The following is a 24,570-nucleotide window of genomic DNA, read 5'->3' as shown; positions in this document are numbered from 1 at the left end:
ACGGATCGACAGGTAAAGGATTTCCAGCGTGGGCCGATCCTCGAAGGGATAGGAGCGCCACAATGGCACCCCAGGTGCCTGAAGCATGGAAAACCCGCTGGCCAATTTGCCTGGCGAACACCTCGAGCACGTGCTGGAGCTTGCCGGCGACGTCATCTACAAGACGGACGCCGCAGGCCGAATTACGTACGTGAACCAGCGGGTTCGGGAAATGCTCGGGTACAAACCCGAGCAACTGGTGGGCGCCCACTACCTGACGCTCGTGGCCCCGGAAGCCCGTTCTGAGATCTTCAGATTCTACGGTGAGCAGTCCCGTCGGGCCACGGGCCGCACGTATCGGGAGTTTCCAGCGGTGCGAGCGGACGGTGCAGAAATCTGGGTCGGACAGCACGTCCAGGTAGTCCTTGAGGGGGGGCAGCCGGTCGGTTTCATCGGTATCGCCCGGGACAAGACGGAGATCCAACACGCCAAAGGCAAGCTTGCTGAACGCGATGCGAGGCTGACGCTCCTGTCGCGTCTGTCTGCGCAGGAAGGCGATGCGCTCGAGCGCATTCGGGACGGACTGCGACAGGCTTGTACGGCATTAGGCCTTTCGATGGGCCTTCTCAGCCGCATAACGGGTGACAGCTACGAAGTCCGGCGGTACTGGCCGCAGGATTGTGGTTTGTACGAAGGACAAATCTTTGAGCTGGGCGACACCTATTGTCAGACCACCTGGCAGGATCGGGTGGTCACCGCCATCGAGGACGCCGGAGAAACGCACGCGTCCCACCCTTGCTTTGAGGCATTCGGTCTGCGCACCTATCTCGGCGCGCCCGTATTTGTCGGAGGCAGGCTGGTCGGCACCGTGAGCCTTTCCGACCCTGAGGCCCGAAGCACCGGATTCACGACGGCCGACACCGATTTTGTCTCGCTATTCGCTCAATGGGTCGGCTCCGTGCTTGAGCAGTCCGTCGCCCTGGACCGGATTCGAGCCGCGGAGGGCCGCATGGAGGCGATTGTCTCCACGTCGGCAGACGGGATTCTGACGTGCAATGCGGACGGCGCCATTGTATCCGCCAACCCTGCCGCGCGCCGCATGCTCCAGGTGGAGCATGAGCCTGTGGGTCAGGACGTGCGGCTGTTCATCCCCGCATTTCTAAAGACCGAAGTGGGAGGGACTGAGGCCGTGCCGGCCCAGGCACTGCGTCCCGACGGTACCTCCTTTGAGGTCGAGTTGAATGTCTCCCGCACGGAGCACGCCGGACGGGCGCTGCTTGCCGGCATTTTTCGTGACGTGACCGAGCGCAATCGGCATGCAGGACAGCTGCGCCGGCGAGAGGCAGCCCTGCGCGCGTTTTTTGACGGCACGCCCTTCCTGATGGGCATCATCTCGTTGCGCAATGGCAACCTGGTGCATCTTTCAGCCAACTCGGCGGCTATCGAGTTCTTTGGCCTGCTGAAGCCCAAATCGGGCACGGCTGAGCTTGGCGGAAGCGGAGAGATCCCACAGAGCGCACGTTGGGAGCGGGCATGCGGCCAGTGTCTCGCCCAGCGCACACCGGTGCGCTTCGAGACACGCGTTCGGGAGCGGTGGCTCAACGTCACGATCAACCTGATTGACGACGCCCAGCAGGGTGTGCCCAGGTTCTCGTACGTGGTCGAGGACGTTACCACGCAACATGAGCAGGCTGACGAGCTGGCCCGTCGCAAGGCTGAGTTCGAGGCCATTTACCGCTCCATTCCGTACGCGGCCGTATTCGCAGATACGGGAAGGGGCATTGTGGCCGTGAACCCTGCCTTCCAGTCCATCTTTGGCTACAAGGGGGACAAGGTCATCGGCAGCGAGGCCTCGTTTCTGCTGGCAAATCCCGAGCAGCCGTTTGAGCCGGGCCAATCCGAAGTGCGCTTTCGTCGCAAGGACGGCTCCGAGTTTGACGCCGAGGCCATCCGTGTGGATGTGCGAGCAGCGGACGGCAGTACGCTGGGCTCGCTGGCCTTGATACGCGACGTCACCGAGAGAAACGAAAACAGGGAACGCATCCGCATGCAGGCGAACATCCTGGGGCAGGTGCAGGATGCCGTGGTCGTGCTTGACCACGAGATGCGTATCACCTACTGGAACCAGGGCGCCCAGGCACTGACCGGATATGAGGCCGAAGCTGCCGAGGGCCGCCTGATCATGCGTCTGACACCGTTCCGCTGGCTGACCGCCGACCAGGAGCAGGAGGCGATCAACAGTCTCCTGGATCGGGGCAACTGGAAGGGAAGACTCCGCCTGCGATCACGCAGCAGCGGCGTCGTGTTCGTCGATGCGGTGGTCAGTCTGATGCAGGATCGCGAAGGGGAGGCATCCGGCATGCTGGTGGTGGCACGAGATGTCACCGAAACCGTGCATCTGGAGCGACGCCTCCGTCTTCAGGCCCGAGCGGACACGCTCACCAGTCTACCGAACCGCATGGTGCTGGACGAGCGCATCCGGGAAGCCCTGGTGCGACGGGATACGGAGCGCCAGGTGTTTGCCCTTGTCTTTATCGATGTGGATCGATTCAAGCTGGTAAACGACTCCCTGGGCCATGCCGTGGGCGATGCGCTCCTGCAGCAGGTGGCCGCGCGCATTCGCTCCAGTCTCCGGGTCGGCGATGTTGTTGCTCGAATTGGCGGAGACGAATTCGCCGTGCTGCTGAACAATGTCGAGAACGAGCACCAGGCGCGAGAGGCGGCGGACCGCCTGTCCGAATCGCTCTGTGAGCCCTTCCGTGTGTCAGGCAAGAATCTGCCCGCGTCTGCAAGCATGGGCATGGTGATGGCGGACTTCCGCTACAAGAGTCCTGACGAGCTGCTGCGCGATGCGGACACGGCCATGTATGTGGCGAAAAGGCGGGCGCGAGGCACGTGCGTGGTGTTCTCGGAGGCCATGCACGAGGACGTCTCGCGCCGCTTCAAGCTGGAGTCTGACCTGGCGTTCTCCATCGAGCGCGATCAGCTGGAGTTGTACTACCAGCCGTTGGTGAACCTGACAAACGGCGAACTGACCGGATTCGAAGCGCTGGTACGCTGGAATCACCCGGAATTGGGCCGATTGTCGCCGGACGAATTCCTTCCGATCGCGACCGAGCGCGGCATGCTGGCAGACATCGACACGTGGGTCTTGCGCGAGGCCGCGGCCCAGCACTCAGCCTGGCTCATGGCGAATCCGCGCCGAAAGGGTCTCGTGATGCACGTCAATTCGTCCAGCGACACCGTGATGATGCCCGAATACGGCGAAGCCGTAAAGGCCGCCGTGAAGGACTTCGAGCTGCCAGCCGGCGCTCTGGAAATTGAAATCACCGAGCACATCCTCATGGAGAATGTGCCGGAGGCGGCCAAGCGACTGAAGGCGCTCAAGCGAAGCGGTGTGAAGCTGGCCGTCGACGATTTCGGCACCGGGTACTCTTCCCTGAACCTGTTGCACGCGCTTCCGGTCGATACCGTCAAGACCGACCGCTCCCTCCTGGATCCGACGATCCTCGAGGACCGTGGCAATCACATCCTGCGCACCATCGCGACCCTGACCGACGCACTCGGTCTGGAGTTGGTAGCAGAGGGACTCGAGTCTGAGCTGCAGCTCAGACGCCTGCAGGACCTCGGATTCAAGGTGGGGCAAGGCTACCTGTTCAGCAAGCCCCGTTCCGCAGCACACTCGGAGATTCTCCTGCGCACTCCCGGCTGGGTCGGTTACTGGGAGGGTGCCGGTACGGAGGCTGGAGACCGTGCGGCCGCGCAGCCCAATCGCCAAACCGGCGGCCCGCGACGTCGGGACTCGGTCTAGAGTCGCACCGTCTCTCCGAATTCCGGAATCTGCACGTTACCGTAGCCGGCCCCGCGGAACGCCTCGGCCATCGCGTCCTGTCGCTTCGGCGCACCGTGCACGAGAAAGATGTTCTGCAGGCGGTCCTGGTCCAGCTTGCCTACGAAGTCCAGGATGCCGGGCTCATCCGCGTGCGCCGAGAAGCTGTTCATCACCGACACCTCGGCGCGCAACCGGTGCATCTCACCGAAAATGCGTACCTCGGGTCGCTTCTCGATTATGCGCTTGCCGAGTGTGTGGTCGGCACAATAGCCCACCATCATCACCGTGTTGCGGTCGTCACCGATGTTGTTGCGCAGGTGGTGCAGGATGCGGCCTGCCTCACACATGCCCGAGGCGGACAGGATCACCATCGGCACGCGGTTACCGTTCAGGGCCTTCGATTTTTCGACGTCGCGCACGTAGGTCAATCGGTCGAAGCCCCACGGGTTATCATCCGTGAGCATGTACTCGTGCAACTCGGCATCAAAGCACTCGGGGTGCGCCAGAAATACGCTCGTGGCATTCACGGCCAGCGGACTGTCCACGAAAACCGGCACATGCCTGAGGTGGCCTTCGTTCCACAGCTGATCCAGGGCATAGACAATCTCCTGTGTGCGCCCAACTGCAAAGGCCGGAATGATGACTCTGCCGCCGCGCGCAGCTGTGCGTTCAATGACTTCCTGTAGCGCCTTCTTGGCTCGGTCTCCCGGCTCATGGGTCTGACCGCCATACGTGGACTCGCAGATGAGCCAATCGCAATCCTGCATGGCCTGGGGGTCCCGAAGAATGGGTCGTCCCGGGTTGCCGACGTCTCCGGTAAACCCCAGGCGCTTTGTTTTGCCGCCCTCGGTAATCGTGAGCACCATGGTTGCCGACCCCAGAATGTGACCGGCGTCGCGATACTCGACCGATACGCCCGGTACCGGCTCGAACGGTTGGCGATAGCCGACTCCGACGAAGTGCTCCAGGACGCCTTCGGCATGTCGGCGCTCGTAGAGAGGGGCCACGGGAGCATGTCCACGCCGCCGGTTCAGTTTGTTGATGAACCGGACATCCTTCTCCTGAATGTGAGCACTGTCCAGCAGCAGCAGTGTGGAGAGGCTGTACGTGGCGTGCGTGGCGTAGATGCGCCCGCGGAATCCCTCTTTCCAGAGTTTGGGCAGCAGGCCCGCGTGATCGATGTGAGCGTGCGAGAGCAGCACCACATCAATCTCCTTCGGATCGAACAGAAAGCTTCGGTTCATGCGGTCCGAGTCCGCCCGGCGGCCCTGGAAGAGGCCGCAGTCCATCAGGATCTTGTGCCCGGAGTCGAGCTCAAGCAGGTGCTTGGATCCCGTGACAGTGCGCGCCGCGCCGCAGAATCGAAGTCGCATCGGCTCAGCCTCCCACTTCGCGGGAGACGATGGTGATCTCGTTGGGGTAGCGGATGGGACCCAGGGGAGTGTCGATGGACGGGCGGGCACGCAACGAGACACGCTTCGGAGCGCCGTTCACCCCGGCTACCGCCGCCACGAGCTCCACCAGGTCCTGAGCGCTGTTCCGGAAGAACGAGATGAGATTCAGTTCGACGCCGATGGGCACAGCGACCGGAATGCCTGGCGGCAGGTCCCGAGGGTCGTTGAAGCTGCCGGAAATGGTCTCTCGATCATCGAGCAGCAGTGTCCAGTCCATGCCCACCATGCGCGCGTTCACCGGATTGTCGGAGGGGTTGGTAGCCGCCAGGTTCAGGGTAAACCGCAGGGGCAACTCGTCTCTGCCCACGGCAGCGACGATGCGCCCGACGTCCAGGACATTGAGGTCGTTGTAGCTGCGCACCTCATCGAAGTTGACGCCTGCCAGATTGACCTGATTCACGCTGTTGATGGCAAAGTCCACCGACTTCAGCGCGGTGATCTGCTGCAGTGTCTTGCAGCCTGACAGGGAAAGGGAGGCAGCCGTGAAGAGGGCTACCAGAAGGGGTAGGGAGCGAATTCTCATGGGGCAGGGAGGCTTATTCAGGCAGTCTGACGGCAAAGCCGGCACCAATAAACGCGTCGGGAGCCGAGCCGCCCAGGCCCGATCCGATGTAGACGTCCAGCTGCGCGGTGTCGCGGAGGAGGAAGGCGTATCCCACGCCGAAATGATGGGCATCTTCCACATCGTCTGGCAGGAGGAGCCCGAATACTTCGCCGTAGACAGTATGCCCGCGGTCTGTTGACCGGCCGAGGGTCACCGAGTAGAAGTCGTTGCGGTCCCGGCCGTCGTCATCGCCAAACAACCCCGGCGGCGCTGGCGTCCAGTAGGATCCCGCGTTGAGGGTCAGACCGAGCTGGCCTGCAAGCGACCATCCCAGTGCCAGTCGGGCTTCGGGCACCGTCTCTCCGGCGGAGAATGCATCTGCTCCAGAAGGCAGGGACATCGTCAGAATGAGAGCCGAGGAGGGTGCGCGTCTTCCTCCCTCCGAGAGCACAGCTTTGGCGCCCACGGAAATATCCCCGGATCCAGAGGTGGATGTTCCATTTGCGTCTGTAAACCGATTGATTCCCGTCCAGCCCAGGCGCAACTCAATCGGCGAAGCAATGCCGAAGCGCAGCAGACTCTCCAGGACCTGATCTGCGTTGGAGTCATCGATACGAGTCCGCTTTACCCCGGCCTCCAGCTGCACCGTGCGCATGGGCAACACACTGGTCGACGCACCGAAATCCGGGCGGTCGGTGGAGATGGTCTGACCGGATGCCGGCAGGACCAGAAGCGCCAGAATCAGCGCGCACAACGGGAAGCGCATGGACGGTCGGGATAGGCTGCCGGAGTATACGCGTCCGGAGCGCGGTACGCCCGCGACGTCGCACGTCGTTGCCGCCACGACCGCACGGCTCAGCGCCGCTCGCACCCTCACGCCAACGCCGCAGGAGCTGCCGCCACTCAGCGGTTCACAACCAGCGTTTCGGCCCTGTCGAACACCACTCCCGAAAACCCTTCGACCACCAACCGATAGTGGTAGACCCCGCCGGCAAGCGTGCCCACGTCGTAAGGAACGGCATACCATCGCTCGCCTTCCTGCACGCCGTCGGCGAGTTGCGCAACCCGCCGCCCCATGGTGTCATAGAGCGCAAGATCGACCCGGCCGCGAGACGGCATGAAGTACCGGAAATGGACCCGGCCAGAGGCAGGGTTCGGAAAGACCTCGGAGACGGTATGTCGCACCGGCAGGTCCAGGCTCACCTCAATGGAGGCCACCCGCTGCTCCCGGCCGTCGGAGCCGGTCACGTACAGTCTGTAGTTCACCGGTTCGGCGCTCTGCACGCCGGCGTCCGCGAACGTGGCCGGCGGAGCACCCTGGCCGCGCACGAGCACCGCGTCGCGCTCGCCGTCAATCCAGCGCTCCAGACGGTGGCTGACCACGCCGAAATCTGCCACGAACTCCCAGTTGACCTGCACCACGCCGTCCGCGCCGGGTTCGGCCGTCAGGGTTGCCTGTGCGATGGGCTGGTTGCCGGTAATCAGCAGTTCCGTGACCGCGGTTCGGATGCCTGGCAGGAGGGCGTAATTGTTGTCTCCCGGACAAGCGGTCGAGCTGAAGTCGCGATGACCCCGAATCTGGGACGGCGCCACGCCATACCGCTCACTGAGGAAGGCAAACAGCGTCACATACGTGTCCAGGGCCTCGGCGGTGATCTCGTCCTGGCAGTTGCCACCCTCCGGCGGATGGTAGCACCCCAGCATGCATATGCCGATGTTGCCGGTATTCGCACCGCCCACATGCGCGCCTCGGGCAAACACGGGCAAATCGTTCAGCGATCCCGCGCTGTTGAGAAACGGGCGGCCCTGGTACAGCCGGCCGCCGCGGTCGATCACAAAGTGGTAGCCGATGTCACTCCAGCCGCGGATGTCCTGATGCAGGTCCTGGATGGCCTTCACCTGCGCGATGCCCTCGTCCCGCGTCGTGGCAGAGAAGCCCGCGGCGTGGTGGAAGGTCATGAAGTCGTGCGATGGGCTCGCCAGTGGCACCGGGTTGCCGCGCACAAACGGTCCGGCGCCCCACTCTGAACGCGTGATCAGGGGGGGAGGGATGATGGTGCCATTCTCCGCGCCGGCCAGCGGGGCCAGAAACGGCGTGTCGTCCGCAAAACCGTCCGCATCCTGCCGGTTATCGAACGTTACCGTTCGCCCTACTTCAATCGATGCCTCGGCGACCATGCGGATCTCGAATTGCACGGCGGGCTCAAGCACATCGCCCCGATACCCAGCCACGAACTCATCGCCGGTCGCTGATCGCACGACGCGCATGGGCAGCCAGGGTCCCCACGCCCCGTTGCGCTGAAACCGGATATCCGCTTCCAGTGCCCGGTCCGCGGAGACTGCCTCCAGCGCCACGCCCGACAGCGGGGCATTCAGCGCTCCGGAAGTCAACGTGAGCGTGGTGCGTTTACCTGCCGTTTCTGAGCGCTGAGCGGGCTCGGTCAGGCGGCCGTCAAGGTCATCGAGCATTTGTGCCCGGGCCGGCATGGCCACGAGCACGAGCACAAGCCCCCAAAGAAGGCGCATCTAGAACTGAAGGTTAAAGGTGTACCAGTGGGTCTGCTCCAGAATGCCGAAGTCGGCAAATGCGTAGTCGATGCGCACGCGCACGGAGCGGTCGATGCGCAGATTGAGGCCGCCGCCCAGGGTCAGCCCCTGTTCGCCGTCTGTCTCCAGCAGATTGCGGAAGCCGCCGCGCAGGAAGACCAGATCCCTGAAGGAGTATTCACCGCCGATGTTCACGTATTGACTGTTGTCGTTCGGATGGGCGGCATCGGTCAGCAGGACCACTCGGTGCTGCTGGGTATTGACGGCGTCCCACGCCAGACCTACCCGAAAGAGCAGCGGAAGGGCGTGCTCATCCATCAGGAACTCGGCATTGACCACCTCCACGTTGCCGGACTGGTTGACGCCGGGGTCTGTCGAGAACAGGATGTCACGACCACTCATCTGCATCTTCGGGCCGAAATTGGCCATGCTGGCTCCCAGACGCAGTGAGCGGTACGGCGTGGTGAACAACACGCCGACGTCGAACGCCATGGCCGAGGCCGTCGAGTGCCAGATTTGCTCCCGGATGTACTTCAGGTTGGAGCCCAGACTGAAGCGGTCCGTCAGATTGCGGGCGTAGGTCAGCTGGATGGCCAGATCCTGCACCTTGAAGCGCTCCCCGGTGCCGGTGGGACGCGCGGTCGTGCGCACCGCCATGTCCCCGGAGTCCAGGTAGATCAGGCTGGCCCCGATCGAGCCAATGGCCCCCAGGTTGAAGCCGAACGCCGCCACGCTGTAGTTGATGTCGGCCAGGTACTGCGTGTGATTGAACTGCACACCGGAGCCGCCCATGCGGGACAGGCCGGCAGGATTCCAGTACATCGCAGACAAGTCGGACGCCTCTGCTACAAAGGTGCCGCCGAGGCCGATGGCCCGCGCACCCACTCCGAGCTTCAGAAACTGGGCCGAGGTCGTCGCAACTTTGGTGATGGTTTTGGTGCCATCGCCCTCCTCGCCGAACGTCTGGGCGACCGCGGTCGGCACCAGAAAGAGCAGCAGGAGGGAGGTCAGGATAATTCGCATGGCTACCTCCTACTTGATGACTGCGAACTTGCCGATGTAGCTGCCGCCTTCCCACTCTACGTGGAAGATGTACAGCCCATGGGCAATGTTCATGTTGTCCTTGGTGCGCAGGTCCCAGAACGCCTTGCCGTCGTCCACCGGGCTGTCGCGCTCGATGGTGTCGACCAGCTCGCCGGCCAGGGTGAAGATGCGGATGGTGCTCCGCGCCGGCACGCCTGCGAAGTACATGCGCCGGTCGCCCCGTTGAGAGCGGGACACCGGATTGCGCGGCTCAATGTCGTTTGTCGCCACGTAGGGGTTCGGCACGGCGTAGATGCACTCACCGAATTCGTCGTAGCGCGGATCAGTCGGGTCCAGCTCGGAGCAGTCGCCTAGTTCTTCGGCGATCAGGGTCGCGTCATCCCTGGCTCCCAGGGTGCTGAACGTAAAACGGTCGTTCACGAAGGGCTTGGTTGTGGCGACCAGAAATACATCACCCGCACCGGGCGTTGACCCATCATCGGTGAAGAGGACTTCCCAGGTGGCCGTGAGCCTTCCGTCTACCTGTTCGAGGAAGATGATCTGTTCCCCCGTGTCCCAACTGCCGTTCCGGTTGATGTCCGGGACAAAGGCCTGAACCGGTGTGTTGGCCTGCGTGAGGTTCACGATCGAGAAGGGGAGCGGCAAGTTGTTGGAGAATCCGGTCGACACGGGTGCGTTGGAGAACGTGATCTCGTAGTCGCTCGGTTGGGCCACGCGCCCCGGGCCTGAACGCGCCACCATCACCTCATGGGCCGGCCCGCTTCCTTGCACCCAGCCGGTCTGCTCATCGTCGACGGCCAACGTCTCCCGCTGTACGAACAGATGGAGGCCATCGAATACGATGTTGGTTTCTTCACCCCGCAGGGCGGTGCTGCCGGCCAGCGGCGCGTACTTGAACCTGGCGACCAGCAACTCCCCATCGCTGATGGAGCCCGTGGTCAGCACCTGCACGGACCCCTGGGATTCATTGAGCAGGTAGTCTGTGCCTTCGACCAGTGACCTTCCGGCGCTTGTCAGCTGGAATCCGTCCCGGACCACATTCCTGACGCCCAGGGAGGTTGTTTTACCCGCGACAGCTCGCAGCGTATCGACTCTCGGGGTCTCGTCGATCACGGAGTAACTGCTGCCCTGGTCGAACGCGAGGGTGTAGGTACCAGCCGGCGGCACGGCAAGCGGATCCACGATGCGGATCCAGATATCACCCGTTCCGGTGCCGGTCTGGTGCACGATTCCTCCGGCTTCCTCGATCGATGGCGGCACATATCCAGCTGCCTTGGGCCGCGGCGTTACGGCTACGGTGTTCAGGTCGAAGATGTACTCGTCGGTGACCGGGTTGTAGGTAATGGTCTTGGAGGTTTCGCTGGGCGGAATTCCGTTGGTGAAACCGTTGGCGTCGCCAGCAAACCCGCGATCGTAGGCGACCACCGTGTAATAGTAGGTCTGGCCGTTGACCACCGCGTTGTCATCCACGTAGGTGTGGAACAGGCCCGTTTCGTTGCCCAGGGGGTAGGACACGCCGCGCTTGGGGAACGGAATCGGGCTGGGGCCAAACTGGCCGTTGATCAGGTCGAATCGCGCATCGACCCCCAACCGACTCTGCAGCGGCCGAAACAAGAACTTGCTGCCGTTGACATCGGTGATGGTCTGCTGATCGCTGAATTCGTGATCGGTGGACCGGTAGATCACATAGCCCTCGAAGTCCTGACTCCGGGACAGCGGATCGATGCTGGACTCCGCGCGATCGTCCCAGTACAACGTCACCTGACCATCTCCTGGCACGGCCCGCACAATGGGCTTGTCGGGTGGTTTGGCGAACCGGTAACCCACGTCGAAAATCTGCTGCACGGTCTCGGCATTCAGCTGGAGATCGGCAAGGTTCTCTCCAACCAGCAGTGCGATGGAGAAGCGTTTCGTTTCCCCGGCGCGCAGCGGGAACTGCCCGGATCCATACAGGAAGACGTAGTCGCCGGGCTCGGAGGGGACCTCATCAAATCTGCCGGGCTCGACCAGCCCCCAAACCCGTTCGTCGTCAGAGATCCGGTTACCCGCGAACCGCGGACTCGCGAACGAGGTGAGACCGATCATGTCGGACTCGTCAATGTCGGTAAACTCGAAATTCGGCTCGCCGGGCTTGGTGATATCGAACTGGTCTCCCGCCGTGGGAATGCCGTCGCCTTCGCCGGGGTCTCCCGTGCCCGGAATGCCGTCGATACCGACGTCGTCGAACTCCGCATTCCAGTCACCGTCGTTGTCGATGCCGTCCGTCCAGGACTCATCGACCATGCCGTCGTTGTCGTTGTCGATGCCGTCTCCGGGGTAGAACACCCCGTCAATGATTTCATTGCCGAGGCCAGGGCTCTCGAGGAACTTGTAGCCGAAGTACCCGGGCGGCCGACCCGGGATGTCGGATCGACCATCGGCATCCCAGGCGAATACCATGTTCCTGCTCTCGTCAAAGAACGCGAGGTCGTCCGGCCAGTCACCGGGGCCTCCGACATGCGGGTCTCCCCACATGCCGAACGTCACCTTGTCGAGGTCCCGCTCCGACTTGTTCGTGATCTTGTAGACCAGGAAGATCGCGTCCTCGGCCAGCGGGTTGGCCCATTGATAAAGGCGTACCTCAGTCTCCAGGCCCAGACCCCGCTTGGTGGAATCGCTTGGAAACGGGTAGTAGGCGAATTCCCGGTTGTTGTAGTCGTTGATGAAGTAGAGGGCCTCCTTGTCCGCGTTGGAGGCACCCTGCTGAAGAGCTCCCGGCCAGACGTATTCCTTGAGGTTGTCATTGAACCAGTCGTCCGGCCACGAGTCCGGCTTCCCGTCGAGATTCCTGTCTCGTGCGTCCGAGGTCGGGATCTCGTCCGACTCCCGGCTCACGACCTCGATACCTGCGAAGCCCCCGACGGGTTGTGCGCACGGAATCGGTTGCCAGCCCCAGAACTCGCTGGCGTCCGGGGAAATCTCGCCGCCGTTGGATACGATCCCGTCGGAAACGATGTGCATGACCCAGGTCGGGTCACCATTCGCGTCCAGCACCGGATTCCCGTTGTCGTCTCTAAGGAGCACGCTCTTGGGGTCCTTGCGGCCTTCGTCAACCACCTCTGCAGCGACGAAGGGGCCGAATTCGTACCCGTATCCCAGGCCATTCCAGACAATGTCCGTAATGGTGTTTCCCGGGCTGGAAATGGAGCCAAAGTTGAGGATCTGGGTGGTAATCCGGTTTCCGTTCAGAATGACGTCACGTCGGTCCGTGAAGTCCTCCTGGCAGTCGTTGACCGTCGGACCGCCTTTGCGACCCTGCGAGTCGATCCAGGAACGGAGCTGGCGGTAGTCCAGGCCGCGATCGCGGCTCTGGGCCCAGGCATCGGTGCCCAGAACTGCCAGCAGAAGCGTCGTTATGACCAGGCTTCGCATCGTGGAGTCAGGTTTGGGCATCTAGAAATTCAGGGTTGCGCCGACGCGGACTTCGCGTGGGCGTGAGTAGTACTGGGGGCGGGACTGATACTCGTCCGGCGAGTGGATGCCGGGCAGTCCCAATTCGAGCGCGGTTTCCCAGGCGGCGAATTGCCCGCGCTGCTCGGCGAGGGAGTAGGTAGCGCGTCCCGTGTCGTTGAAAACAAAGCGCTCGTTCAGGTGATCGAGCACGTTGAAGACTTTTGCGAACACCCGAAGTCGGGCCCGGTCCGATACGCGAACATCCTTGGAGGCGGTGAAGTCAAGCTTGTAGTTGTTGGGCTTGCGCTCCTGATTCGGCAACTGATCGATCTTCTGGTCGATGAGCAGCGGCGTGTAGGGGTACCCGGTGGTCGCTTGACCAATGAAGCCGGCGCTCCAGTTTCCAGGGCGGGACAGCGTGAGCGTGCTCGAGAAGGTGTGTCGCACATCGAAATTGAGCGGGATGATCTCCAGCTCATTCTCGCGCCCGGACAGGGTGTTGAAGAAGAAGGCATCGCTATCCGTCCGGTTACCCTCCGCCACCTGGAACGTGTAGTCCACAGTCGCCGAGACCAACCCGTTGCGTGCTCGGCGTTTGGTCAACGCAAAGGTGACACCCTTCACGTTGGCGTAGTCGCGGTTGAGCTGGATGCTGTACTGATCCTGTCCCGCGATTGTGGAGAACCGAATGGTCTGTGTCGCCAGGTAGTCGCGGATGTCCTTGAAGAAGCCCGTGATATCGAAAGCCAGCTGACTCGTCAACTGCTGTTGCAGACCGATCTCGTACTGCACGGTGCGCTCAGGCCGCAGGTTGGTATTTCCGTACAGGGTTCCACCGACCGGGAATTCGAACTCCGGATTGACGTACATCGAGCGAAGCGGCGGCATCTGGGCAAAATGCCCGTATGAGAAGTGGATGATGCCGGTGTCCGTGATGGGGAAGCTGACGCCCAGTCGGGGCAGCAGAATGTTCTTGGTGGTCGCCTCGCCCAGATCTGTCGTGAAGTCCTCCACGAAAGGATTCAACAGGTTCGGCACGTACTTACCGTGCGGATTGAAGTGCTCGTAGCGCAGTCCGACGTTGATGATGAAGTCGTCGAACTCCAGCTTGTCCTGGGCGAATGCACTGAACTCGGTGACCTTCTGGTCCTCATAGCGGTCGTGCGCGGGCGCGTTGACGGCAGGGATCGTAGGCACCCGGTACTGGTCTCCGTTGAAGAGGACCACCAGGTTCTGTCTGCTGAGCCGATGCAACTGGAGGTCCACCCCAATCTTGGCTTCGTGAATGATGCCAATCTGGCGGGTCGCATCGGCCTTCAGCCGGAAGGACCGAGCGGACTCGTTCACGTAGCCTTTCTGGTCCCCGCCGAAGAGAAAGTTGTTGCCGGGGAAGCCGACGACTGCGCCGCTGGACACATAGAAGGGGAAGGGCGCCTCGGCCAGCGAACTGACGAGCGGCGTGTCCTCATCGACGACCGGGATATCCCCGATCTCGTGCAGATAGCTTCGGTCGCGGTTCGTTGCGATTGAAGTCCGAACCGTGTAGAACGTGCGGTCGTCCAGGGTTTGGGTCCAGTGCAGTGAATGGTTGAAGCTGTGGCTCCGGAAGCTGGCCACCCCGTCAGGGTTGAATCGGTAGGCAAAGTTGAATCCGCGGCTTCGGGACCGATCCGCCAGGAAGGAATACTCCAGCTTGCTGCCGGTGATGGGCCGGGTAGACAGCTTGGCGATGAAGTTGCCGCCTTCGCTGGGATTCATGTTGACGGGGTCCGCCGGGATCTCCTCGCCCTCGCCGTACTCATACCAGGGCTTGCCGTGCAGCTCGTAGTACCACGCCGGTCCGTTGTAGTCCGGAATGAACTCGCGAATGGTTTCAAGCAGGCCCTCGTCGCCGTTGAAGTTGGCCGAATCACTGGGCAGATGCTCCCGCCGGCCCCAGATGTATCCCTCGGATTCATCGAGCCGTCCGGAAAGAAATACGCGCACCTTCCTGGCAAAAGGCAGAGGGCCACTGAGTGTGCCTTCCATGGTGTACACGCCAAGTCGGCCGGCCTCCGAGCTCATGAAGCCGGGCGACAGGTACAGATCCTCATGACGGGTCCAGGTGTCGCCGCCGTAGAAGGAGAAGGACCCCTCATACCGATCGCCGCCCTCCTTGGTGACGAGATTGACGATTCCGGACATCGCCTTGCCATATTCCGCGTTGAAGGCGCCCGAGATCACTGTCATCTCCTGAATCGCATCGGTCGCGACGGAGGTGGCAAGCCCGTTCGTGGAGAAGGGGTTACCCACGGACATGCCGTCAACCAGATAGGCCACCTCATTGGAGCGACCGCCGCGCACGTGGATTTCGCCTCCGGGTCCTGTGGTGACACCGGCCTGCGTCACCAGCACACCGAAGAAGCTCTCGACCGGCAGGGCCTCGATTTCTTCGGCCAGCACGGTCTTCTTGGAAGCCGTGAGGTCCTTCTGGATCAACGGGCGCTCGGCCGTGACGATCACCTCCTCACCTTCGATGACCTGCTCGGACATCTCCAGGTCGTACCGGGTGGTCTGGCCGGTAATCACGCGCACCTCATTGATGCGCTGGGTGGCGAAACCGATGTACGAGAACACCAGCGTATAGTCGCCGGGCCTCACATTGAGGATGACATAGTTGCCATCCAGATCCGTTACCGTTCCCTGCTGTGTGCTCTCGATCAGCACGTTGACACCGATCAGCGGCTCACCGGAGACGGCATCCGTGACCCGGCCGGCAATCTTGCCGACCTGGGCGTGGGCTTCGGGTATGATCAGGACGAATAGGAGTAGGAGCAGTACCCGTGTACTTCGCATACATCAACTGGTCAGGGGCTGTGCAGAAAGTAGTCCGGTTTCGGGAGTCGAACCGGGCAAATGCACTCCCTCTACAAGAAAGAAGGGGGAGGAGCCCGCGGCCCCTCCCCCTTGAGTCAAACCGGCCGGCCGGCTACTTGAGCAGCACCATTGTGCGACTCTGCCTGAAGTTGCCGTACTCGAGGGCGTAGAGATACGTGCCGGAGGCTACCTGCGCCCCGGACTCGTTCGTGCCGTCCCAGGTGAATTCGTACGTACCGGCATTCAACAGCTGCTGATTGACGATCGTCTTCACCAGGCGACCCGTCACATCGTAGACCCTCACGCTGATGGACTTCTCAAGAGGAAGCGTCACGGTGAAGTTGGTCGACGGATTGAACGGGTTCGGGTAGTTCGCCGACAGCAGATAGTCCGACGGCAGAACAATGCGGTCGTCTTCGCGGGCGACACTCATGCCGTCCATGGAAATGACACGCACGAAGGGCCGGGTCGGCGCTTCCATGCGAGATGCGATCGTGCGATCGTAGCGCAGCGAGTCCGCATTCCACACTTCGCTGTAGACGTAGAGGCTGTCGTCAACCCCCTGGAAGGTCAGCGCGATTTCCACAAAACCGTCGTTGTCCGCATCGCCCATGTAGGCGATTCCCGACGTGAAGACCGGGTCCGCGGAGTTGTCGGTCACGCCCTGCTTGGAGCGGGCGTATTCGTAGTAGGTGCTCATCGTGCCCATCGAATCCCGATGCACCGTGTGGAAGCCCATCGTATCGGCCGGCGAAGAGGTGTCGATGGCCGTCACGGAGTAGTTGGCTCCGTCGGTCACGGATCCGCCGTTGAACTCTGCCACCCGGATGAAGGTGGAGGGCGCGCCCGAATTGCGCGAACCCACGCCGTAGCCCGGGCCGCCGACGATGATCTCCAGCGCTCCGTCATCATCCAGGTCGCCTACTGCCGATCCGCCCGATCCGCCGATGTCGATGACGTTGTGGTACACGTGCGCGGCTCCGATTTCGCGTACATCCTCGAAGTCGGCGTAGTCGATAACGGTGAGCTGGTTCGTCATGAGATCCGGGTAGAAGATCTCATCATTCCCGTCGTCATCGATGTCCACCGCCACGCCGCCAAACAGCGCTACGTTGTCGCCGGGCGCGGCTTTGAAGAACTGTCCGTCTGCCGGGGCGAGATACGTGTCCGGCCCGTTGGTGGTGACGTTGAAGAAGTTCAGGTTATTCCAGGTATGGTAGGACAGGTCCATGAACCCGTCTCCATTGAGGTCCGCCGCGATGATGTCGTACGGCGACCCTCCGCCCAGCCCACGCTGACGCGGTGCTTCACGATGCTCCACCACCCAGCTCTCGAATCCGGTGCCGGCTCCGCCGGGCTCGAATGTGCCCACAACTGAGACGACGTACATGATGTCGTTGGCGCTTGCACCGTCGGAGGGAATGAGAAGCTCCATCACTCCGTCGTTGTCCACGTCGGCGGCCTGCAGGTTCTGGGCTCGGGCGAAGCCCGGCGAGGCGTCACCGCCGGCCACACTGTACTGGCCGATGCTGGCCGGATAGGATCCATAGTTGTCGGAGCCGACGGTTCCGTCATGCTCCCACACGTAGACACCATGCGCGAGGTTCGGATCGAGACCCGCGTCGTAACCGTTGCCGGCCACGTAGATGATCTCCCAGTTGCCGTCCCCGTCCAGGTCACCCGCGGTCGCATACCGGGTATTGCTGCTGGAGCTGGACGAATCGATCATGGCCGTCGCGTAGACCATTTCCCAGGCGTCGGCACCTGCACTTTCAAAAACGAACACACGGCCACCGGCCGCATCGTGCTGTGCTGCGAGAATCTCCAGCTTGCCGTCCCGGTCCATGTCCCAGGGGCCCGACAGGCCGCGTACGCCATTGTGAGAATAGACAGGCAGGGGGTCAGTGAGTTCGCCTGTCCGCGGAGGATTGTACACAAACTCCGTAGTTTGCGCCGTGGCCGTGCCAACGAAGAGAACGGCCAAAGCCAGGGGTAGCGCTCGTTTCATTTTCGAGTTGGAAGCGTTTTCTGAAACAACATGGTACTTACCGACTCGCGCGTGAGTCAACGGGCTTTTTTGCTGTGTTTCTTTTTAGGCCTGAGCATGATATGCGAGGTCCGTGCACAGTCTCCAAAGCACGAATTCCGGGGGGCCTGGATCGCCACCGTCATCAATCTGGACTGGCCCAGTCGCTCCACGACCTCCACCAGCGTGAAGCAGGCGGAACTGCAGGCCATGCTGGACGACCTGGCGGCGCTGGGAGTCAACAGCGTCATGTTTCAGGTGCGCACCGAATGCGACGCGCTCTACAACTCCCCGTTTGAGCCCTGGAGCGTGTACCTGACCGGCCAGCAGGGGCGCGCCCCGGATCCGTACTTCGACCCGCTGGAATTCGCCGTCGATGAGGCGCACGCCCGCGGCATGTCCCTGCACGCCTGGCTCAACCCCTTTCGTTGCGAGCGCGAGGTAGGGCGCTACGCGCTGGCCTCAGACCACCCGGTGGTCGAGAATCCCGAGTGGATGCTTACGCTCGAGTCCAACTCGACGCCAGGCCTGTTCCACACCATCCTGAACCCGGGCCTGGACGCCGTGCACGACTACGTGGCGGAAATCGTGGACGATGTGCTCCGGCGCTACGACGTGGACGGCATCCATTTCGACGACTACTTCTATCCCTATCCGCCGTACGAGATGGGGTCATCCGACCTGTCGACGTTCGATGCCAATCCGCGCGGCTTCGCCAACCTCGATGACTGGCGCCGGGACAACATCAACCGGTTCGTCGCCCGCATCAATTCGGTGGTGCAACAGGTGAAGCCGGACGCGGTGTTCGGCATCAGCCCCTTCGGGATCTGGCGCAGCGGAACGCCGCAGGGGATTGTCGGACTGTCCGGCGCCGATGCGCTTTTCGCGGATGCCCGGGCCTGGCTGGATGCGGGCACGGTAGACTACCTGGCGCCTCAGTTGTACTGGCCGTTCGGGGGCGGGCAGGACTTTGCGGCGCTTGCGGACTGGTGGGTGAGCGTCTCCAACGGCCGACACCTGTACCCCGGACTGGCGGCCTACCGCGCAGACCCCAACACGGCCCCCGGCACCCCCTTTGCCAGCACGGAGATCCCTGCCCAGATCAGGTTCGGTCGCAGCGTGGCAGACGGACACATCCTGTTCCGAACGCAAAACATCAGGGGCACCGCGGTCGCGGATTCTGTCGATGGGCTCTACGCACGTCCGGCGATCCCGCCTCCCATGAATCATCGGGACCTGTTTCCTCCGGACCCGGTCGATAACCTGAGGGCCACCAAGGGCGCCGACGGGACCGTCACGCTTGAATGGGACCCGTCCATCTTCGGCTTTGCACTGGCGCGCTCGTTCGCAGTCTACCGGGCGGAGGGTGCTTCTCCGCCCGACACCCGGGCGATGACCGCATCGTCAGAAAGCCTGCTTGGCAGGGCATTCGGGCCGAGTTACACGGACCGGCCGGGTGGTTCTGGTCCCTATCACTACGTCGTGACGGCTCTCAGCTCGAATTCGGCGGAAAGCGCGGAAAGCGGCGTGGTGACCGTGTCGGATCTCTCCACCGCAGCGGATGCAGTCCCTATTGCACAGCGGCTTGAGGTGTGGCCGAATCCGTTTGATGATGTGCTGTCGATCAAGGGCCACGGGGAGATCACCGTGCACGACGCGTTGGGTCGGCTTGTCTGGCAGTCTGCCGTAGGCGGCGTCAGGGAGTGGCGGGCCCATGTGGCTCCAGGCGTGTATCTGGTGCGCCTGATGGGGGCAAGCGGCCCGGAATCCCGTCTTGTGGTGCACCGCTGAGCGCTGCTCAGAACTACCTCATGGCCCTCATTTCGGGCTCATGCATGGCTCACACCGCTCACGTTTCCCTCAACCTTTCCTCATGATCGGCCGTCGCCCGGGCGGCCGCCATCACGACCTCAGGGGACACGCGCACGCGGTAGTTGGGGTTGACGTACCCGAACTGCACCAGCCCATCGGTAGAGATCACAAATGTCGCGGGGGCCGGCAGCCAGTAATGCGATCGGCCAGAGGCTTCGTCGAGGTCCATGCGGGTGCCCTCGTACCGGTCAATCGTCGCCTGGTCCACCTGGTACGCGATCCCGAATGCGCGAGCGGCCTCGAGATCATTGTCGCTGACCAGCGTGTAATTGAAGGTGGAATCGCTCAGGGACGGTTTCAGAACCTCCGGACGGTCCGCACTGAGGAAGACCACATCGAACCCCATCTCCTGCAGCTCGGACTCTGCATTGCGCAGCGCCGCAAGGTGCCGGTTGCAGTACGGACACCAGCCGCCGCGGTAGAAGGTCATGATGACCGGGCGGTCGAGCCTGTCCGAGTCGAGCGTCCAGGTGGATCCGTCGGCGGCCGTGAGTTCCAGGGAAGGCGCATCCATGCCAGGAAGCAGGGGCGACACGTCCCAGGCGGTCGGGGCGACATCGGCCGGGACTTGCGTGACCTCGGGCTCAGGGCCTGCGGCCTGACAGGCGGCTAGAAACAGAAGGAGAGGGAGGAGGAGACGCATGGTCAGATGTTGAGACGTTCCTTGAGCAGCTTCGAGCGTTCGCGGGAGGCGATGACCTCGTGGGCGCCCGTCAGTACCAACTTGTAGCGACCGCTGAACCACGGGATGAGCTCCTTGATCTGCGTGAACTGTACGATGGCCGAGCGGTGCACGCGCATGAACTGATCCGGGTGCAGCATGCTGGACAGCTGATCCAGCGTGTACCCGACGATGTGCTGGCGGAGCTTGGGTCGGGAGTTTCCGGGGTCGGATTCCTCCAGCACGTACAGCCGGGTAATGCCTTCTGAAATCTCGATCGAGATGATGCGCTCAACAGGCGTCACCAGAATCCGGTCCCTGTAGGGGATCGACAGCTGCTTGACGTAGGTGGACTCGTCGCCTCCCTTGGCCGTTTTCTCGGCCTGCGCGTCCATCCAGTCCAGCAATTTGCCCAGCTTCTGCTCCTGCTCCTCCCGATCAGAGGGCACCTTGGACAGGCGCTCCGCCCGCCGCAGCGTCTCTTCCAGCCGCTCGTTGCTGACGGGCTTCAGCACGTAGTCCACGGCGTTCGCCTGGAAGGCTCGCAGGGCGTACTCGTCGTAGGCCGTCGTAAACGCCACCGTCGGCCGACCTTCCGGAGGCAGTTTTTCCAGCACGTCGAAACCGTCCAGGCCCGGCATGCGGATGTCCAGAAACACGAGGTCTGCGCCGGACGCGGGCAGTTTCTCGACAGCCTCAACCCCATCCGAGGCTTCGCCTACGATGTCTACACGACCCTCGTCCACGAATGGCTCGAGCAGTTGACGGAGGCGCTTGCGGGCGGGAGCCTCGTCGTCGACAAGAAAGACGTTCAGCATATCAGGTGGTGATTGGTTCTTGGGTGAGCGCTCGCGCCTGTCCGCTACCGGATTCCCCGGTTTCGGGCAGCACGAGTGTGGCCGTGGTGCCGGTCACAGGATCGCTTTCCATGAGCAGGAGGTCCGCGCGATGGTACAGCAATTCCATGCGTGTGTGCACATTCTTGAGTCCAATGCCGAAGAAGTCCTCGCGCGCCGAGGTGGGTTCGGGGCGGCCGAAGAGCTGCGGAATGCCCACGCCCGTATCGGTCACCCTGACCGCGACCCCATCGGCCGTGGCATAGGCCCTGACTTCGAGTTTGCCTCCTCCGCGGCGGCGCTCTATGCCGTGCTTGACGGAGTTCTCCACCAGGGTCTGCACGCAGAACGCCGGCACCGGCGTCTGCTCAAGGCCGGACTCGATCTCGGTGGACACGTCCAGATTCTTGCCGAAACGCGCCTTTTCGATGGCCAGGTAGTGGCCGACCAGCTCAAACTCCTCGCGCAGGGACACGAATGCCAGATCCTCTGCATTCAGGGTGTGCCGGAAGATTGCGGCGAGGTGCTCCACGGCTGCTTCCGCGGTTTCGGGCTTTTCAGCGATGTGCGAGAGAATGGTGTTCAGCGCATTGAACAGGAAATGCGGGTTGATCTGCGAACGCAGGGCCACCAGTTGGGCCTGCGTGGTCTCGCGTGCAAGGCGCCGCTCCCGCTCCACGAGGTCGATGCGGTCGATGGCCACGGCAAGGTGCGCAGCCAGCGCACGGAGCACGTCCACGTCCTCCAGGTTGTAGACGGTAGTGCGCGCCTTCTTGAGCCCAAGTACCAGGAGTCCCCTGGACCTGCCTTCGGAACGAATGGGCACCGCCAGGGCACCGCCCCGGGCGACCAGGTCGCGAGCCAGCTCGGCCGGCAGGTGACGCGAGTCCAGTTCCGGGTTGCGGGCCCACACGCGGGAGTCGTTTTCGAAGTAGGGCCAGATGCGCTGAAAGTCGCGTTCGGTGAGGTACGGAGGCTCCGGATGGTGAGACGCGGATCGCCAGCGTGGGGTGGGCTCCTCGAGGCGTACGAACATCACTGCGGAGCGTGCGCCGAGGCCCCGGCCGGCGGCGGCCACGACGTCCTGCAGCAGCACATCGGCATCCAGCGTGTCCGGCATGCGCTCCTGGAGGCGCACCACAAGCTGCCGTGTCCGCTGGCGCTCTGTGCGGAATACCGTTTCGGCGACGATCCGGAGGCGCCGAATGAGCCGGTCGAATACCAGGAGCAGAACCACCACAAGCAGACCGCTCAGAATCTGGCTGGGACCACCCACGTAGCGGTCCAGAAGGGCACTTCCGGCCACGAAGGCAAAGAAAATGAGGCCCAGGACAAGCGCGTAGACGAATGCGCGGGACAGTACGTCGTCAATCTTGCCGTGGCGCAGCGTGCCGTAGGACAGCATGGTGACCGGGGCCACCGCCAGCAGCTGGGCGAACACAATCAGCCAGCCGGCGCGGACTTCGCCGATCTGGTTGAGCGCGGGCACGAACTCCTGCACACAGAGGGCCGCAACCACGGCCACCGTGAGGATCGCGGTTGATCCCACCAGACCCCAGCCGCCGAATCCGCCTTCCTCGAGCTCCGAACTCGGCCGCAGTCGAAATGCCACGATCACACTCAGCGCGGCGGCGCCGATGTAGCAGCTTGCGAACACCAGAATGGGCACCAGCAGGCTTTCCATGGTGACCGGGCCCAGGTGCCCGACAAAGGTGATGTAGCCTATCGCCAGTGCCAACAGAACCGGGGGTACCATCACCACCAGTTCGGTCCACCGAGGCACCTTCTGCAGCACGCCGCGCAGCACGTCCTTGATCAGGAGCACCGGAAATCCGATCCAGCCGACCAGTCCGATCAGCGTCAGGCCCTGGAAGAGGCGGTCATAGAACGATCCGGCGGCGGGTGGGCCGGCAGTCTCCACGGCCAGCAGGCGAATCAGGTTGGAGACGATCCAGACGGCCGAAACCGCGATCAACACGAACTCGGCCCGGGCTGCGCCACTGCGCCGGGCAAGCGGGGCCGCAATAAACAGCGCGAGGATGTGGAAGAACGCGCCGATCGCGAAGCCCCAGAGCGCAAACTGCCAAAGCGCTCCCGAGCGCGGGTACAGGAAGGTGGGGTATCGGGTCGCCGTCACCTGAATGACCTCGTAGTCTCCCTCTCGTGCCACCATATAGGTCAGCACGCGACCCGGACGCGCGCCGCGGACCGCATCGCGCAAATCATCCGCCGAAAAGTACTGGGTGTTGTCCAGCATGTAGAAGCGGTCTCCCGGCTGTAGACCGCTCTCTGCCGCAGGACTTCCCGGGAAGACATATCGGGCTTCGATCTGGCCGTCAGAATCGTCCCAGATCACCCAATCGAACGACTCCGCGGAGCCGACCCGCACCGGCATCAGCTGGCCCATGTCCTTCATGTAGCCACGGAATTCCCACCAGTCGTAGGCCACGCGTGCCGGCTCGACGAGCGCGAGCAATACCGCGGACAGCGCGATCAGGGGAACGATTCGGTCGAGTCGGGGCATGTGGCAGGAACGTGGCAGGGCCGCGCCGGTAAGGCGCGACCAGAACAGGCTGACAGGGCAAAGTAGCGTACCCTAGGAGGGAGAGGACAGCCCGGGTGCGCGGCCGGTTACAGGGCACCTCCGAACGGACTCCCAGAGCATGCTCATCGACACGCATACCCACACGTACCACCGCCGATTCGACGACGACCGGGACGACGTAATCAAGCGGGCCCAGGACGCGGGCGTGGAGATACAGCTGCTTCCGGCCATCGATGTGCCCTCCATACACGGCGCTCTGGAACTTGCGGCGCGGCATGAGGGCGTGTACGTCATGTCGGCGCTGCACCCCAGTGACGTCAAGGAGGCGAGCGATGCGGACTTTGCCGAAGTCGAGCGACTTGCCGGGGAGTCTGCTGTTGTCGCGATCGGGGAAACCGGTCTGGACTACCACTGGGATACCAGTTTCAACGACAAGCAGCACGACTACCTGCGACGCCACATCCGGTTGGCGGCGGAGCGTGATCTGCCTCTTGTATTCCACAACCGTGGAGATGCCTCCGAGGACCTGGTGCGCATCGTGCGAGAGGAGCAGGAGGCCTCGGGCGACGCGACGCGGATCAGAGGCGTATTTCACTGCTTTGGCGGCACCCCCGAGTTTGGTCGCCAGGTCATGGAGCTGGGTTTCCATGTGGGGATCGGCGGGACGCTGACCTTCAAGAACGCCGGCGTGCCGGAGGCGCTGGAGCATGTGCCCATGGAGCGCATCGTGCTTGAGACGGATGCTCCCTTCCTGGCACCGGTACCATATCGCGGAAAGCGCAATGAGCCCGCCTACGTCCGGTTAGTGGCTCAGAAGCTGGCGGAGGTGCGCGGGACCAGCGTGGCCGAGGTGGAGGAGTCGACGACGGCGAACGCGAAGGCGCTGTTCGGGCTGGAGTAGGTGATCCCTCGGACCGCAATCGCGCGTGTCTCCAGGAAACC

At 62.9% G+C, this 24,570-nt stretch carries 14 protein-coding genes; 3 read left to right on the top strand and 11 right to left on the bottom strand.

The window, feature by feature from the left end; all coding sequences use genetic code 11:
- Positions 1-85: 85 nt before the first annotated feature.
- Positions 86-3,790 (top strand): PAS domain S-box protein, encoded by a 3,705-nt coding sequence (locus JJ896_09775; GenBank protein ID MBO6779928.1) that lies wholly within the window; start codon positions 86-88, stop codon positions 3,788-3,790.
- On the opposite strand, the gene JJ896_09770 is transcribed toward JJ896_09775, so the two are convergent.
- The 8 genes from JJ896_09770 to JJ896_09735 all read right to left on the bottom strand — a co-directional run bounded on the left by JJ896_09770 (position 3,787) and on the right by JJ896_09735 (position 17,696).
- A complete protein-coding gene (locus tag JJ896_09770) occupies positions 3,787-5,184 on the bottom strand; it encodes an MBL fold metallo-hydrolase (protein ID MBO6779927.1) in 1,398 nt (465 codons plus the stop codon). The two genes, JJ896_09775 and JJ896_09770, sit on opposite strands and share 4 nt — an antisense overlap.
- Before the next feature lie 4 nt (positions 5,185-5,188).
- Positions 5,189-5,788: a hypothetical protein gene (locus JJ896_09765; protein ID MBO6779926.1), complete on the bottom strand. Its 600-nt coding sequence runs from the start codon at positions 5,786-5,788 to the stop codon at positions 5,189-5,191.
- A gap of 13 nt (positions 5,789-5,801) precedes the next feature.
- Entirely contained in the window at positions 5,802-6,575 is a 774-nt protein-coding gene (locus tag JJ896_09760) for a transporter (GenBank protein MBO6779925.1), read from the bottom strand.
- Between the two features lie 137 nt (positions 6,576-6,712).
- Positions 6,713-8,335 carry an N-acetylmuramoyl-L-alanine amidase gene (locus tag JJ896_09755; GenBank protein MBO6779924.1) on the bottom strand — a complete coding sequence of 541 codons (1,623 nt, stop codon included), beginning with the start codon at positions 8,333-8,335 and terminating at the stop codon, positions 6,713-6,715.
- The gene (locus JJ896_09750; protein ID MBO6779923.1) at positions 8,336-9,379 is read right to left on the bottom strand and encodes a PorV/PorQ family protein; all 1,044 of its coding nucleotides are present in this window, start codon (positions 9,377-9,379) and stop codon (positions 8,336-8,338) included.
- A 9-nt stretch (positions 9,380-9,388) separates the two neighbouring features.
- A complete protein-coding gene (locus JJ896_09745) occupies positions 9,389-12,832 on the bottom strand; it encodes a hypothetical protein (protein ID MBO6779922.1) in 3,444 nt (1,147 codons plus the stop codon).
- Positions 12,833-15,667, bottom strand: coding sequence for a carboxypeptidase-like regulatory domain-containing protein (locus JJ896_09740; GenBank protein ID MBO6779921.1), 2,835 nt, complete (start codon positions 15,665-15,667; stop codon positions 12,833-12,835).
- A 133-nt stretch (positions 15,668-15,800) separates the two neighbouring features.
- Positions 15,801-17,696 carry a T9SS type A sorting domain-containing protein gene (locus tag JJ896_09735; GenBank protein ID MBO6779920.1) on the bottom strand — a complete coding sequence of 632 codons (1,896 nt, stop codon included), beginning with the start codon at positions 17,694-17,696 and terminating at the stop codon, positions 15,801-15,803.
- 96 nt (positions 17,697-17,792) lie between these two features.
- Between JJ896_09735 and JJ896_09730 the strand changes: the two genes are divergently transcribed.
- Positions 17,793-19,505: a family 10 glycosylhydrolase gene (locus tag JJ896_09730; GenBank protein MBO6779919.1), complete on the top strand. Its 1,713-nt coding sequence runs from the start codon at positions 17,793-17,795 to the stop codon at positions 19,503-19,505.
- Positions 19,506-19,563: 58 nt separating this feature from the next.
- Here JJ896_09730 and JJ896_09725 read toward each other — a convergent pair whose 3' ends face one another.
- From JJ896_09725 to JJ896_09715, 3 genes are read right to left on the bottom strand one after another with little or no spacing between them, the layout of a single operon-like run.
- A complete protein-coding gene (locus JJ896_09725) occupies positions 19,564-20,229 on the bottom strand; it encodes an AhpC/TSA family protein (GenBank protein ID MBO6779918.1) in 666 nt (221 codons plus the stop codon).
- Positions 20,230-20,231: 2 nt separating this feature from the next.
- Positions 20,232-21,065, bottom strand: a complete 834-nt coding sequence (locus JJ896_09720; protein MBO6779917.1) for a response regulator transcription factor — start codon at positions 21,063-21,065, stop codon at positions 20,232-20,234.
- Position 21,066: 1 nt separating this feature from the next.
- Complete coding sequence (locus JJ896_09715) at positions 21,067-23,607, bottom strand: histidine kinase (protein ID MBO6779916.1); 2,541 nt, start codon at positions 23,605-23,607, stop codon at positions 21,067-21,069.
- A 139-nt stretch (positions 23,608-23,746) separates the two neighbouring features.
- Here JJ896_09715 and JJ896_09710 point away from each other — a divergent pair, with 139 nt between their 5' ends.
- A complete protein-coding gene (locus tag JJ896_09710) occupies positions 23,747-24,529 on the top strand; it encodes a TatD family hydrolase (GenBank protein ID MBO6779915.1) in 783 nt (260 codons plus the stop codon).
- The last annotated feature ends 41 nt before the right edge of the window (positions 24,530-24,570 follow it).

The organism is Rhodothermales bacterium (assembly GCA_017643395.1).
GTDB lineage: Bacteria > Bacteroidota > Rhodothermia > Rhodothermales > UBA10348 > JABDJZ01.
This window is presented reverse-complemented; position numbering and strand designations above follow the sequence as displayed.